Annotated in this window: 17 protein-coding genes; 13 read left to right on the plus strand and 4 right to left on the minus strand. The window is 62.2% G+C overall.

What is annotated here, in order from left to right; all coding sequences use genetic code 11:
• Positions 1 to 149 precede the first annotated feature (149 nt).
• The 7 genes from fnr (at position 150) to OEG79_RS12145 (ending at position 6,246) form a co-directional block, all read left to right on the plus strand.
• Entirely contained in the window at positions 150 to 884 is a 735-nt protein-coding gene (gene fnr, locus OEG79_RS12115) for a fumarate/nitrate reduction transcriptional regulator Fnr (RefSeq protein WP_264145264.1), read from the plus strand.
• Between the two features lie 42 nt (positions 885 to 926).
• Positions 927 to 1,475 carry an adenine phosphoribosyltransferase gene (locus OEG79_RS12120; RefSeq protein ID WP_264145265.1) on the plus strand — a complete coding sequence of 183 codons (549 nt, stop codon included), beginning with the start codon at positions 927 to 929 and terminating at the stop codon, positions 1,473 to 1,475.
• Between the two features lie 55 nt (positions 1,476 to 1,530).
• Complete coding sequence (locus OEG79_RS12125; protein ID WP_264145266.1) at positions 1,531 to 2,346, plus strand: ion transporter; 816 nt, start codon at positions 1,531 to 1,533, stop codon at positions 2,344 to 2,346.
• Between the two features lie 165 nt (positions 2,347 to 2,511).
• Positions 2,512 to 3,348 carry a metal-dependent hydrolase gene (locus OEG79_RS12130; RefSeq protein WP_264145267.1) on the plus strand — a complete coding sequence of 279 codons (837 nt, stop codon included), beginning with the start codon at positions 2,512 to 2,514 and terminating at the stop codon, positions 3,346 to 3,348.
• A 25-nt stretch (positions 3,349 to 3,373) separates the two neighbouring features.
• The gene (locus OEG79_RS12135; RefSeq protein ID WP_264145268.1) at positions 3,374 to 4,915 is read left to right on the plus strand and encodes a flavin-containing monooxygenase; all 1,542 of its coding nucleotides are present in this window, start codon (positions 3,374 to 3,376) and stop codon (positions 4,913 to 4,915) included.
• A complete protein-coding gene (locus tag OEG79_RS12140) occupies positions 4,912 to 5,799 on the plus strand; it encodes an SDR family NAD(P)-dependent oxidoreductase (protein ID WP_264145269.1) in 888 nt (295 codons plus the stop codon). Before OEG79_RS12135 ends, OEG79_RS12140 begins: the two co-directional genes overlap by 4 nt.
• A 198-nt stretch (positions 5,800 to 5,997) precedes the next feature.
• Positions 5,998 to 6,246: a hypothetical protein gene (locus OEG79_RS12145; protein WP_264145270.1), complete on the plus strand. Its 249-nt coding sequence runs from the start codon at positions 5,998 to 6,000 to the stop codon at positions 6,244 to 6,246.
• Positions 6,247 to 6,290: 44 nt separating this feature from the next.
• Here the strand turns inward: OEG79_RS12145 and OEG79_RS12150 are convergent, their stop codons facing one another.
• Genes OEG79_RS12150 through OEG79_RS12160 form a run of 3 tightly spaced genes read right to left on the minus strand, consistent with a single transcriptional unit; the run spans position 6,291 to position 7,922 of the window.
• Positions 6,291 to 6,506: a DUF3820 family protein gene (locus tag OEG79_RS12150; protein ID WP_264145271.1), complete on the minus strand. Its 216-nt coding sequence runs from the start codon at positions 6,504 to 6,506 to the stop codon at positions 6,291 to 6,293.
• A gap of 46 nt (positions 6,507 to 6,552) precedes the next feature.
• Positions 6,553 to 7,146, minus strand: a complete 594-nt coding sequence (locus OEG79_RS12155; protein WP_264145272.1) for a 2-hydroxychromene-2-carboxylate isomerase — start codon at positions 7,144 to 7,146, stop codon at positions 6,553 to 6,555.
• A gap of 44 nt (positions 7,147 to 7,190) precedes the next feature.
• Entirely contained in the window at positions 7,191 to 7,922 is a 732-nt protein-coding gene (locus OEG79_RS12160; protein WP_264145273.1) for an SDR family oxidoreductase, read from the minus strand.
• A gap of 120 nt (positions 7,923 to 8,042) precedes the next feature.
• On the opposite strand from OEG79_RS12160, the gene OEG79_RS12165 reads away from it, so the two are divergent.
• From OEG79_RS12165 to OEG79_RS12190, 6 genes are all read left to right on the plus strand, one after another.
• Entirely contained in the window at positions 8,043 to 8,693 is a 651-nt protein-coding gene (locus OEG79_RS12165; protein ID WP_264145274.1) for a YceH family protein, read from the plus strand.
• Positions 8,694 to 8,725: 32 nt separating this feature from the next.
• On the plus strand, positions 8,726 to 9,040 hold the full coding sequence (locus tag OEG79_RS12170) for an I78 family peptidase inhibitor (RefSeq protein ID WP_264145275.1): 315 nt from the start codon (positions 8,726 to 8,728) through the stop codon (positions 9,038 to 9,040).
• 69 nt (positions 9,041 to 9,109) lie between these two features.
• Positions 9,110 to 9,562 (plus strand): MarR family winged helix-turn-helix transcriptional regulator, encoded by a 453-nt coding sequence (locus OEG79_RS12175; protein WP_264145276.1) that lies wholly within the window; start codon positions 9,110 to 9,112, stop codon positions 9,560 to 9,562.
• Positions 9,563 to 9,905: 343 nt separating this feature from the next.
• On the plus strand, positions 9,906 to 10,331 hold the full coding sequence (locus OEG79_RS12180) for an organic hydroperoxide resistance protein (RefSeq protein ID WP_264145277.1): 426 nt from the start codon (positions 9,906 to 9,908) through the stop codon (positions 10,329 to 10,331).
• A gap of 58 nt (positions 10,332 to 10,389) precedes the next feature.
• On the plus strand, positions 10,390 to 10,650 hold the full coding sequence (locus OEG79_RS12185; protein WP_264145278.1) for a DUF2790 domain-containing protein: 261 nt from the start codon (positions 10,390 to 10,392) through the stop codon (positions 10,648 to 10,650).
• 35 nt (positions 10,651 to 10,685) lie between these two features.
• On the plus strand, positions 10,686 to 11,702 hold the full coding sequence (locus tag OEG79_RS12190; RefSeq protein WP_264145279.1) for an alpha/beta hydrolase: 1,017 nt from the start codon (positions 10,686 to 10,688) through the stop codon (positions 11,700 to 11,702).
• Positions 11,703 to 11,821: 119 nt separating this feature from the next.
• On the opposite strand, the gene OEG79_RS12195 is transcribed toward OEG79_RS12190, so the two are convergent.
• Positions 11,822 to 13,189 (minus strand): aspartate aminotransferase family protein, encoded by a 1,368-nt coding sequence (locus OEG79_RS12195; protein WP_264145280.1) that lies wholly within the window; start codon positions 13,187 to 13,189, stop codon positions 11,822 to 11,824.
• Between the last annotated feature and the right edge of the window lie 9 nt (positions 13,190 to 13,198).

The raw sequence follows: 13,198 nt of genomic DNA on the forward strand, positions 1-13,198 counted from the left end.
CTGCTCCCTGCTTTGGACTATCGTTCCATCGTCTGCATCGGCGGCGCACGTGCAAACTTGAGCACCCGGTCAGTCAGCATATGGCTGGTCGCCATGCCTGCCCTGCGGTACCCTTACATCCATTGCGTGTATATCCGGGAAGCCCGACGATGTCCGAGAGCATCAAGCTGCGCTCGCAGCACCAAGCCCATTGCAAGGATTGCAGCCTGGCTGCCTTGTGCCTGCCCCTCTCCCTGAACATGGAAGACATGGACGCTCTGGACGAAATCGTCAAGCGCGGCCGTCCGCTGAAGAAAGGCGAGTTCCTTTTCCGCCAGGGCGACGCCTTCGGCTCCGTGTTCGCCGTGCGCTCCGGCGCGCTGAAAACCTTCAGCCTGAGCGACGGCGGTGAAGAGCAGATCACCGGCTTCCACCTACCCAGCGAGCTGGTCGGCCTGTCCGGCGTCGACGGCGAACGCTACCCGGTATCGGCGCAGGCTCTGGAAACCACCTCGGTATGTGAAATCCCCTTCGAGCGCCTCGATGACCTGGCGCTGCAGCTGCCGCAACTGCGCCGTCAGCTGATGCGCATCATGAGCCGCGAGATTCGCGACGATCAGCAGATGATGCTGTTGCTGTCCAAGAAGACCGCCGACGAGCGCATCGCCACCTTCCTGGTCAACCTCTCCGCCCGCTTCCGCGCCCGTGGTTTTTCGGCCAATCAGTTCCGCCTGGCCATGTCACGCAACGAAATTGGTAACTACTTGGGGCTTGCAGTAGAGACCGTGTCTCGCGTATTTACCCGCTTCCAACAGAACAAGCTGCTCGAAGCCGAAGGCAAGGAAGTACATATTCTCGATCCGATCGAGCTATGTGCCCTGGCCGGAGGCAATCTCGACGTTTGAGTTCGCAGGTATTCGCGGGCTCGACGCATTTAGGACCCCACGATGATCTTTGACGAATTCAGCATCAAGACCCTGATCCGCCCGGTACCGGACTTCCCCAAGCCGGGCGTGATCTTTCGCGACATCACCCCGCTGTTCCAGTCGCCGCGCGCCCTGCGCATGGTTGCCGACAGTTTCATCCAGCGTTACGTCGAGGCCGATTTCAGCCATATCGGCGCCATGGATGCCCGCGGCTTTCTGATCGGCTCGATCATCGCCTATGAACTGAACAAACCTCTGGTGCTGTTCCGCAAGCAGGGCAAGCTGCCGGCCGACGTGCTCAGCGAGGCCTATCAGACCGAGTACGGCGAGGCCTTCCTCGAAGTCCACAGCGACAGCCTCTGCGAAGGCGACTCGGTGCTGATCTTCGATGACCTGATCGCCACCGGCGGCACCCTGATCGCCGCAGCCAACCTGGTACGCCGCATGCGCGCCACGGTCTTCGAGGCCGCCGCCATCATCGACCTGCCGGAGCTGGGCGGCTCACAGAAACTGCAGGATGCCCAGATCCCGGTTTTCAGCCTCACCGCCTTCGCGCTAGACGACCGCTGAACGCTCCTGGCCCGGCTGCCGCCGGGCCATTGCATCGATCTCCAGCGATACCTTCATGCCTGAACTCGATTTGACCCCATCCCGTGCCGACTGGCGCCAGCACCTGGCGCGGATCATGGACGGCAAGGCCGTACAGCGTCTGGTTACCACGCTGATTCTGGTCAACGCGGCCATTCTCGGTCTGCTGACCTCGAAGGAAACCGTCGACCAATGGGGCTGGCTGCTGCTGCCACTGGACGCCGCCATCCTCGCCTGTTTCGTCGTGGAACTGACACTGCGCTTCGCGGCCCGCGGTGTCGCGCTTGTGCGCGATCCATGGGCCCTGTTCGACTGCATCGTCATTGCCATCGCCCTGGTGCCGGCCAACGGCCCCTTTGCCGTACTACGCGCATTGCGGGTTCTGCGCGTGCTGCGTCTGGTATCGATCAACCCCAGCATGCGCAGGGTGGTGCATGCGCTGCTCGCCTCGTTGCCGGGCATGGGCAGCATCATCATGCTGATGGGCCTGATTTTCTACGTTGCCGCGGTAATGGCCACACAACTGTTCGGTGAACGCTTCCCCGAATGGTTCGGCAGTCTGAGCGCCAGCCTCTATTCGCTGTTCCAGATGATGACCCTGGACAGCTGGTCGAGCGGCACCGTGCGACCGATCATGGAGGTGTATCCGTACGCCTGGGTGTTCTTCATCCCCTACGTGCTGGTCGCCACGTTCATGATGCTCAACCTGTTCATCGCGGTGATCGTCAACGCCATGCAGGACGCTCAGGAACCCAGCGCCGAGGAGCAGGCAAAGGCGGCGCGCGATCAGGCGATACTCGACGAACTCAGGGCACTGCGTACGGAAATCGCCGAACTGCGACGCAAGCCCTGAAACAAGCGCCATTGCGGGGGTGGAGCCCCCCCTCTGATTCATCACCCGCCTTAAGTTGGCGGCGCAAGACGCCGCCACGTCCGATAGTTACATCGTTCAGTTACATCGTTGGCCCGCAGAGATCCGCAGCGACCGGGGCGCCAACTCCACGAGAGGACTCGAACGATGAGCGCCAGTGCCACCCTGCCCCAGCCGAAATCCAGCTTCCCGGTTCGCCGTATGGACTTCAGCTTCAGCGAAACCCCGAAATACTGGTTCCATGACGATCCGTTCATGAGCCATTTCATGAACAACCTGTCATCACTGTTCCCCTACGGCGAAAAATTCTTCGTCGACAGCGTGCGTGCAGTGCGTGATCAGGTCAGCGAACCGCAGCTGAAGAAAGACATCAGCGCATTCATCGGCCAGGAAGCCATGCACTCCAAGGAGCACGCCGCTTACAACGATTACGCCAATCAGCACGGCATCGATCTGGAGCGCCTGGAGCTGCGCGTCAAGGTGCTGCTGGAGTGGGTGACCCGTTTCAGCAGCAGAAAGCACCGCCTGGCAGCCACCTGCGCACTGGAACATTTCACCGCAACCATGGCCGCGCAGTTGCTCGAGCGTGAAGACCTCACCACGCAGATGAATGACCCGAAGCTGTATCAGCTGTGGATGTGGCATGCCATCGAGGAGAACGAGCACAAGGCGGTGTGCTACGACGTGTACCAGCAAGTCTACGGCGGATACTTCACCCGTACGCTGGTCATGCTGCTGACCACCGTGATCTTTCTCGGGGTGATCGGCTGGTTTCAGATCCATCTGCTGCGCAAGGACGGCCAACTGCTCAACTGGCGCAGCTGGGGCTTCGGCCTACGGAAACTCTTCGGCCTGCGCAACGGCTTCCTCACCAGGCTGATCGGTCCCTATCTGGACTACTATCGTCCCGGTTTCCACCCCAAGGACCACGATACCGAGACGCTGGAGAATCGCTGGCGCGAGCGCCTAGGCTTCAGTATCTGAGCCCAACCCGAGCGGGAGTTCGAGCATGAATGCGTCCGTGTCATCTAGCCGCCATTGCAAGATCGCCATTCTGGGCAGTGGCTTCTCCGGCCTGGGCATGGCCATCCGCCTCCAGCAGCAGGGCGAACGGGACTTTCTGCTGTTCGAGAAGGAGGACGGCGTCGGCGGCACCTGGCGGGTAAACGATTACCCGGGCTGCGGCTGCGACGTGCAATCGCACCTGTACTCCTTCTCCTTCGAACCCAATCCGAACTGGACACGGATGTTCGCCAGGCAGCCGGAAATCAAGGCCTATCTGGAAGGCTGCTGGGAGAAATACCGGCTGCAGGACAAGACCCTGCTGAACACCGAGATGGTGCAGATTCGCTGGGATGAACACGCCGAGCTGTGGCACCTGCAGGACCGCGCCGGCAACCACTACAGCGCGCAATTCGTGGTCTCCGGCATGGGTGCCCTTTCGACGCCTTCGATTCCCAGGCTCAAGGGTCTGGAGCACTTCACCGGCGAGGTGTTCCATTCGCAGCAGTGGAACCACGACTATGACCTGACCGGCAAACGCGTGGCGGTGATCGGCACCGGCGCTTCGGCAATCCAGTTCGTGCCGCAGATTCAGAAGCGGGTGGCACGACTCGACCTCTACCAGCGCACCGCGCCGTGGATCATGCCCAAGCCAGATCGCGCCATCCGCGATGGCGAACGCCAGCGCTTCCGCCGCTTTCCGCTGGCGCAGAAGCTCTGGCGCGGCGCGCTGTACGGCATCCTCGAAAGCCGGGTGATCGCCTTCGCCTTTGCCCCGCGATTGCTGCGCATGGCTCAGGGCATCGCCAAGTTGTACATCAGCAAGCAGATCAGGGACCCGGAGCTGCGCGCCAAGGTCACCCCGGACTACACCATGGGCTGCAAGCGCGTACTGATTTCCAACGACTACTATCCGGCGCTGACCCAGGCCAATGTCGAGGTTATCACCGCCGGCATTGCCGAAATCCTACCGAACGCCGTGCGTACCGCCGACGGGCAGGTGCGCGAAGTCGATGCCCTCATCTTCGGTACCGGCTTCACCCCCAGCGACCCGCTGCCGCGAGGCATGGTGTTCGGTCGCGGCGGTGTCGACCTGCTCGACACCTGGCCCGAAGGCCCGGAAGCCTACAAGGGCACCATGACCGCCGGGTTTCCCAACCTGTTCTTCCTCATGGGGCCGAACACCGGCCTGGGCCACAACTCCATGGTCTACATGATCGAATCGCAGATCACCTATGTGCTCGCTGCCCTCAGGCAACTCGAGGAGGGCCGGTTGCAAAGCCTGGAACCCAAGCGCGAGGCGCAGGACGCCTTCAACTGCAAGATTCAGGGCAACCTCGGCAGCACCGTGTGGAATGCCGGTGGCTGCATGAGCTGGTACCTGCATCCGGTCAGCGGACGCAACTGTACGGTGTGGCCGGGTTTCACCTGGCGTTTTCGCATGCTGACGCGCAATTTCGATCCGTACGCCTACCACTTCAGCCGCCGGCAACCCGCTCACCCGGCGCAGAGCAGTGCCATCCCCCATGATCTGGAGGTCCGCGCATGAAATCCTTCGAAAACAAGGTCGCCGCCATCACCGGCGCCGGCTCCGGTATCGGCCGCGCCCTCGCCTGTCATCTGGCGCGTCAGGGTTGTCATCTGGCGCTGTCCGACATCGATATCGAGGGGCTCAGAGAGACTGCCGAGCAGGCGCGCAAGCTCGGCGTCAGCGTCAGCGAACAGCGCGTAGACGTCGCCGACCGCGCCGCCGTGGAGGCCTGGGCCGAACAGGTCGTCAGCGAGTTCGGCCGGGTCAATGCCATCTTCAACAATGCCGGCGTGGCACAGGGTGGCACCGTGGAGGGCAACGATCACGCCGACTACGAATGGATCATGAACATCAACTTCTGGGGCGTGGTCAATGGCACCAAGGCCTTTCTGCCTTACCTCAAGGCGACTGGCCAGGGGCATGTGATCAATCTCTCCAGCGTATTCGGCCTGTTCTCCCAGCCCGGCATGAGCGCCTACAACGCCAGCAAATTCGCCGTGCGCGGCTTTACCGAGTCGCTGCGTCAGGAGCTGGACATGGCTGCCTGCGGGGTATCCGCCAGTTGCGTGCACCCGGGGGGCATCCGCACCAACATCGCCAGGACCGCACGAATGAACGACAGCCTGGCCAGGATCACCGGCCAGGACACCGAACAGGCGCGTCAGCAGTTCAACGACCAGTTCCTGCGCACCACTGCGGAACAGGCTGCCAAGGTCATCGTAAACGGGGTACTGGCCAACAAGCGGCGCATTCTCATCGGCACCGATGCCCATGCCCTGGACTGGATGCAGCGCAGCATGCCGGCACTGTACCAGCGCCTGGTTACCTTCTCGATGCGTCTGGCAACACGCTTGGCGCCCAAGCCAAGAACCGTGAACAAGGTGGGCGAGGCAGCCGAGTAGAGGTTTCGCCAGCAGGCATCGGGCCGGCCATTGCCAGCCCCTGTGCGTTTGTCGGGCAACACCCGCAGCCGCGGTATCCGGGCTAAGGTAAGGGAACAGACGCACCACTCATCCACGCGGCGCCGCTACCGGCACCCGGCTGGAACCTCGGTGTAGCGTCGACACCGAGGGCGGCGCCTTGGTCCAAGAGGTGACCTCATGAGCGCGCTAACCTGCACCCATCGCGATCACATCATTCACGCCAGCGTGATGGAACACCCCGGCCTGCCAACCCCCTGGGCCGGTGGTTGCCAGATTACCGACCCCGATGGCAACACCAGCAAACGCCAGACCTTGCCGCTGGATTACGCCTTCATGGATGACCTGAGCAAGGCCCAGCATGCCTCTATCGCCCATGGCAAATGGCTGGTGGACCAGAAGCTGGATCACGGTCGCAACTGGCATTGAGACTTTCGCTGCACAAAGCGCCAGTAGCCCGGGCAAAAACCGGCCTACTGGCGCTCGCGCAAGGGATCGAGCAGAGGCTTGAGACCGTTGTGATCGATCTCCTGCATCAGGGCCAACAGTTGCCCCAGTTCCCCCTTGGGAAAGCCCTCGCGGGCAAACCAGTTGAGGTAATGGCCCGGTAGATCGGCAATCAGCCGGTCCTTGTACTTGCCATAAGGCATGCGGCGGGTCACCAGGAGTTTCAGCGCTTCGGGGTTCATCGGTCGCTCGGCTGGGCGGAAAACAGTCCCGCCATTGTGCCAGCCCTCAGTCGGTCAGTGCGTCACGAACGAAATCCAGCCGATCCTGGCCGAAGAACATCTCGTCGCCGACGAAGCAGGTCGGCGCGCCGAACACGCCGCGCTTTACCGCCTCCTCGGTGGTCGCCCTGAGCGTTTCCTTCACCGCCGGTTCGGCAATCTGTTGCTGCAAGACGGCCGCATCAAAACCCGCTGCCTCCAGCACGCCTGCCACCTTGAGCGGATCGCCTATGTTCAGCCCTTCCACCCAGATGGCCTGAAACAGCGCCTGCAAGGCATCAGCGAAACGTTCGGGCTGATGCAACTGCACCGCCACCAGCAGGCGCATCAGGCTCAGGGTATTGATCGGGAAATGCGGATTGAAGCGCATCGGCACGCCGTAGCGTTCGGCATAGCGCGCCAGGTCCCGGATCATGTAGCGGCCCTTGGCCGGGATCATCGCCGGCGAGGCATTACCGGTCGCCTGAAACACGCCGCCCAGGAGCATCGGACGATAGATCAGCTCGACGCTGCACTCGCGGCACAGCGCCGGCAACTGGGTATAGGCCAGGTAGGATGCCGGGCTGCCCAGATCGAAGAAAAACTCCACCGTCTTGCTCATCAGCTTCACTCGCTCGTGTTTTGTGCCTGTTGGCCTGGCGCAGCTTACCAGCGCTCCATCCACGGGCGCAGGTCCAGCTCGAACGTCCAGGCATCGCGGGGCTGAGCATGCAGGAACCAGTAACTCTCGGCGATATGCTCGGGGTCGAGGATGCCGTCCTGATCCTTCCTCGCGTACAGCTCGGGAAAGCTGTCGCGGATAAAGGCGGTATCGATGGCACCGTCCACCACCACATGGGCAACGTGGATGTTCATCGGTCCCAGCTCGCGCGCCATGCTCTGTGCCAGCGCGCGGATACCGTGCTTGGCACCGGCGAAGGCGGCGAATCCGGCAGCACCGCGCAGGCCGGCGGTGGCACCGGTAAACAGAATGGTGCCGCGCCCGCGCGTGACCATGCGCCTGGCCACCGCCTGGCTGGTGAGGAAGCCGGCAAAGCAGGCCATTTCCCAGATCTTGAAATACTTGCGCGCCGTCTCGTCGAGGATGCTGCACGGCACGTTGGCGCCGATATTGAAGACCATCACCTCGATTGGCCCGATGTCACGTTCGATGCCCTCGACCAGCTCGGCTACCTGTTCTTCACGTCGCGCATCGGAAGCAAACCCATGGGCCTCGCCACCTTCACTGCGGATCGCCTCCAGCAACGGCTGCAGTTTTTCCAGGCTGCGCCGAGTGACACAGGCGACGTACCCCTCACGGGCGAAACGCCGGGCAATGGCACCACCGGTGGCGTCACCGGCCCCGATGATCAAAGCGACCTTCCTGTTCTCGTTCATGGCCCCTCCAGCGGCTGATGGCCGTTAGCTTAGCGAAGTCATGCCTGAACACACATCAAACCTGTTGGCCAGGGACGGATGCCGTTAACCTAGGCAGGTTCTTTCTGTCAGGATCGGTCCATGTCGCACACCCCTTCCCCGCTGGTTGGTGAAACCCCATTGCACGCCATCGAAGTGCGTATCCTCGGTTGCCTGATCGAGAAGCAGCTGACCACGCCGGAAACCTACCCGCTGACGCTCAACGCGGTGCAGCTGGCCTGCAATCAGAAAACCAGTCGCGAACCGCTGATGAATCTGGAAACCGGAGAAGTCGGGCGTTATCTGCGCAGCCTGGAAGGCCGAGGCCTGGTGCATCTGGTCATGGGCAGCCGCGCCGACCGCTGGGAACAGCGGTGCGACAAGCAGCTGGAGCTGGTCAAACCGCAGACGGTGCTGCTTGGACTGCTTCTGCTGCGAGGCCCGCAAACCCTCAATGAACTGCTCACGCGCAGCAACCGCATGCATGACTTCGATGATGTCGCCGAAGTCCAGCACCAGCTGGAGCGTCTGATCGGGCGCGGCCTGGCCGTGTTGCTGCCGCGTCAGAGTGGCCAGCGCGAAGATCGTTACATGCACCTGCTGGGTGAGCCGGCCGACCTGGAAAGCCTCCTGGCCAACCGCCCGACCGCTCGCACCGAGGCCGGGGCACCTAACGAAGATCGCCTGGTCGAACTGGAAGCGCGCATCGCCGCGCTCGAAGAGCGCCTGGCCCGCCTTGAAGGCGCCCAATGAACGCTATACCCATGGCAAAGGAGCCCACAGCGTTGAACCTCAAGACTCGTTTCAGCCTGATTCTCGCCGCCGCCCTGTTCGCAGCCGGCTGCAGCAGCACTGCCGAAAAATCCGAACCGGCAACTAAACCTGCCGAGCCGGGCCTGGGCTGCACCTCTTCCGCTGTCCAGCACCTCGAAGGCAAGATCGCGACCCCGGAACTGCTCGAACAGGCGCGTCAGCAAGCCGGTGCCAGCACCGCGCGCATACTGACACCCAGCAGCATGGTGACCTTGGAATACAATGGTCAACGCCTTAACCTCAACGTCGATGATCAGCGAGTGATCACCCGCGTATCCTGCGGTTGATGCCATCAGGTGCGGGCCAGCCCGCACCGCTTGCCGACAACACCCACCACCCTTGCATAGGTCAACGCCATGACGTCCCAAGTGGAACCCTGCGCAGAGCTGATGCTGGATAACCAGCTGTGCTTCGCCCTCTATTCCACCTCGCTGATGATGACCAAGACCTACAAGCCGCTGCTGCAGGCGCTCGGTCTCACCTATCCGCAATACCTGGCCATGCTGGTGCTGTGGGAGAACGAGGGCATCACCGTCAGCGAGATCAGCGCACGCATGCTGACCGACCCGGGCTCATTGACGCCGCTGCTCAAGCGCCTGGAAAGCGAAGGCCTGCTGCAACGCCAGCGCAGCAGTCAGGATGAGCGCGTGGTGCAGCTTTATCTCACGGACAAGGGTCGCGCGTTGCACGAACAGGCCAAGGCACTGCCTGCCTGCATTCTCAAGGCCTCGGCATTGACCCTGGATAAGCTGACCAAGTTGCGTGACGATCTGGTCGAACTGCGCGGCCATCTGCAAGACGCACTCTGATCTTCCTGGCGATACCAGCCTGTCCCCTGGTGCTCTTCGCTGGAGCACCAGTGCATAACCCAGATCCGCACCTTGTCAGCTCACCAGCACTCCGATGGCGCTCGGAAGCCGTTTCTGAGCGCTGACTTCTGCCGACCGAATCGGCAATCTTCTCCGTAGCCCACTGCCACAAGCCGCGCCGCATCTGCTTATTCCTGAAATCTAAGTAGTTATAGCGAAATCTTCCATATATTTATCTTGCGCACTAACCTTTTGCGAAATAAAGTTCACCTCATGGAACCGGTTAGCACACAAAACATTAGCGAGCCAATCCATAACTCCATTACTGACAAGGATCACCGCCATGACTATCGAAAACGTTCTCTACCGTGCAACCGCTGAAGCCTTTGGTGGCCGTGAAGGCCGCGCCGTTTCCTCCGACGGCATCCTGGATATCGCCCTGACCACCCCGAAAGAACTCGGTGGCGCCGGCGGTAACGGTACCAACCCGGAACAACTGTTCGCCGCCGGCTACTCTGCCTGCTTCCTCGGCGCCCTGAAATTCGTCGCTGCCCGCGACAAGCTGAGCATCCCGGCAGACACCTTCATCGAAGGTACCGTCGGTATCGGCGCCATCCCCACCGGTTTCGGCATCGAAGTGGAACTGCGCATCAGCCTGCCCGGCCTGGATCGCGAGGCCGCACAGACCCTGGTGGACCGCGCGCACATCGTCTGCCCGTACTCCAACGCCACCCGCGGCAACATCGACGTCACCCTGACCATCGTCTGACAGATAGCAGCCAGCGCTCGCGGCCAGAGCCCGAGCGCGGCCCGAGAGGAGAACTACCATGAAAACTCGCCCCCTGTTCGCTACCGCCCTGACTGCCCTCGCACTCAGCGCATCGCTCACCACCCTCGCCCACAGCGCCGAGGCCACGCCTTACCGCTATGGCCAGAACCTGGATATCGCCAAGGTGATTTCCATCGACGTGCCCAATAGCCCGCAGTGCGAAGTGGTGACGGCGAAGATGACCTACCGCAACAGCGCGGGTGACGTGGAAGTCCTCCACTACAAACAACTCTCCAGCGTTTGCACCACCCAGAACTGACAGCCCGCCGCCCACTGATAGACAGGAGTTTGACCATGAAAATTTCTCGCACTGTGACTGCCGGGCTGCTCGCCCTGGCCATCAACAGCAGCTTCGCCGCCGGCAGCCCCGGCGTGGAACACAACACCCAAGGTTTCCTCGACGCTCTGGCAGCCGGCGGTGGGCAACCGCTGGAAACCCTCTCGCCCAAAGATGCCCGCGCCGTGCTGGTGGGCGCGCAAGCCAGCGTCGAGGTGGACCTGTCCGGTATCCAGGTGGATACCAAGGTGATCGAGGTGAATGGCCAGACGCTGACCCTCAAGGTGGTGCGTCCTGAGGGTGCTCGCGGCGTCCTGCCGGGCTTCATGTTCTTCCACGGCGGTGGCTGGGTACTGGGTGACTACACGACCCACGAACGCCTGATCCGCGATCTGGTGGTGGGCTCCGGCGCCGCAGCGATTTACGTCAACTACACGCCATCGCCTGAAGCCAAATACCCGACCGCGATCAATCAAGCCTACGCGGCGACCAAGTGGGTAGCCGACAACGGCAGCCAGATCGGTGTCGACGGTTCGCGCCTGGCCGTGGCCGGCAACAGCGTTGGCGGCAACATGGCTGCGGTGGTTGCCATCAAGGCCAAGGAAGCCGGTACGCCGAAACTGCGTGCCCAGGTTCTGCTGTGGCCGGTGACCGACGCCAATTTCAACAACGCGTCCTACAACCAGTTCGCCGAAGGGCACTTCCTGACCCGCGGCATGATGGAATGGTTCTGGGACAACTACACCACCGACGCCAGGCAACGTAACGAGATCTACGCATCGCCGCTGCGCGCCAGCCTGGAGCAGCTCAAAGACCTGCCGCCGGCTCTGGTGCAGACTGCAGAGATGGACGTGCTGCGTGATGAAGGCGAAGCCTACGCCCGCCGCCTGAACGCCGCAGGCGTGCCGGTGACTGCAGTGCGCTACAACGGCATGATCCATGACTACGGCCTGCTCAATGTGGTAGCCGAACTCCCGGCGGTACGTACCGCCCTGGATCAGGCAGCGCAAATGCTGAAGAACAGCCTCAAGTAAGCGACTGAAAAACAAAACCCCGCCACCGGTAAGGTCGCGGGGTTTCGTTTTTTGTGAGGCGGCTTATAGCAGCGGGTTGTTCCTGTCGCGGCTAAAGCCCCTCCCACCGTACTGCGAGATTACGCCAAGCTACGCAGCTGCTCCCAGGTCAGATCCAGACACCTGCGTGCTTTCTCTACCAGCTCATCCACTTCCGCCTGGCTGATCACCAGCGGCGGCGCGATGATCATGGTGTCGCCCACCGCGCGCATGATCAGACCGTTGTTGAAGCAGTGGCCGCGGCACACCATGCCTACGCCCACTTCGCCCGGGAAGCGCTTGCGCGTGGCCTTGTCCTGTACCAGTTCAATGGCGCCGAGCATGCCGACACCACGCACTTCACCCACCAGCGGGTGATCCGCCAGCTCACGCAGACGGCTCTGCAAATACGGTGCCGTTTCCGTTTTCACCCGTTCGACGATGCCTTCTTCCCTGAGAATGCGCAGGTTCTCCAGGCCCACCGCAGCGGCCACCGGGTGGCCGGAATAGGTGAAGCCGTGGTTGAAGTCGCCATGCGCCTCGATCACCTCGAACACCTTGTCGCTGACGATCAGCCCTCCCATCGGCACATAGCCCGAGGTCAACCCCTTGGCGATGGTCATCAGATCAGGCTTGAGGTCGTAGTACTGGCTGCCGAACCACTCGCCGGTACGGCCGAAACCGCAGATCACCTCGTCGGCAACGAACAGGATGTCGTATTTGTCGAGGATTTCCTTGATCCGCGGCCAGTAGGTTTCCGGCGGGATGATCACGCCACCGGCGCCCTGAATCGGCTCGGCAATGAACGCGGCAACATTTTCTTCACCCAGCTCGAGAATCTTCTTCTCCAACTGGTCGGCGGCCCAGATGCCGAACTCTTCCGGCGACTGTTCGCCACCCTCGCCGAACCAGTACGGCTGCGGGATATGGGCGATGCCCGGAATCGGCAGGTCGCCCTGCTCGTGCATGAACTTCATGCCGCCGAGGCTGGCGCCGGCCACGGTGGAGCCATGGTAGCCGTTCTCGCGGCCGATGATGATCTTCTTCGTCGGCTGGCCCTTGCACGCCCAGTAGTGGCGCACCAGGCGCAGCATGGTGTCGTTGCCTTCGGACCCCGAGCCAGTGAAGAACACGTGGTTCATGCCGGCCGGCGCCAGCTGGGAGATGGCGTGGGCCAGCTCCAGCACCGGCGGGTGGGCAGTCTGGAAGAAGGTGTTGTAGAACGGCAGCTGACGCATCTGCCGGGCAGCAGCCTCGACCAGCTCCTCGCGGCCATAGCCCACGGCCACGCACCACAGGCCGGCCATGCCGTCGAGGATCTTGTGGCCCTCGCTGTCCCACAGATGCACGCCCTTGGCCTCGGTGATGATGCGCGGACCGCTCTCGGCCAGCTGCCTGTAATCACTGAACGGTGCCAGGTGGTGGGCCTGGCTGAGGGCCTGCCAATGTGCGGTTTTCGGGTTGTTCATGTCGCCTCC

The sequence above is a fragment of the Pseudomonas sp. Z8(2022) genome, assembly GCF_025837155.1.
Classification (GTDB): domain Bacteria; phylum Pseudomonadota; class Gammaproteobacteria; order Pseudomonadales; family Pseudomonadaceae; genus Aquipseudomonas.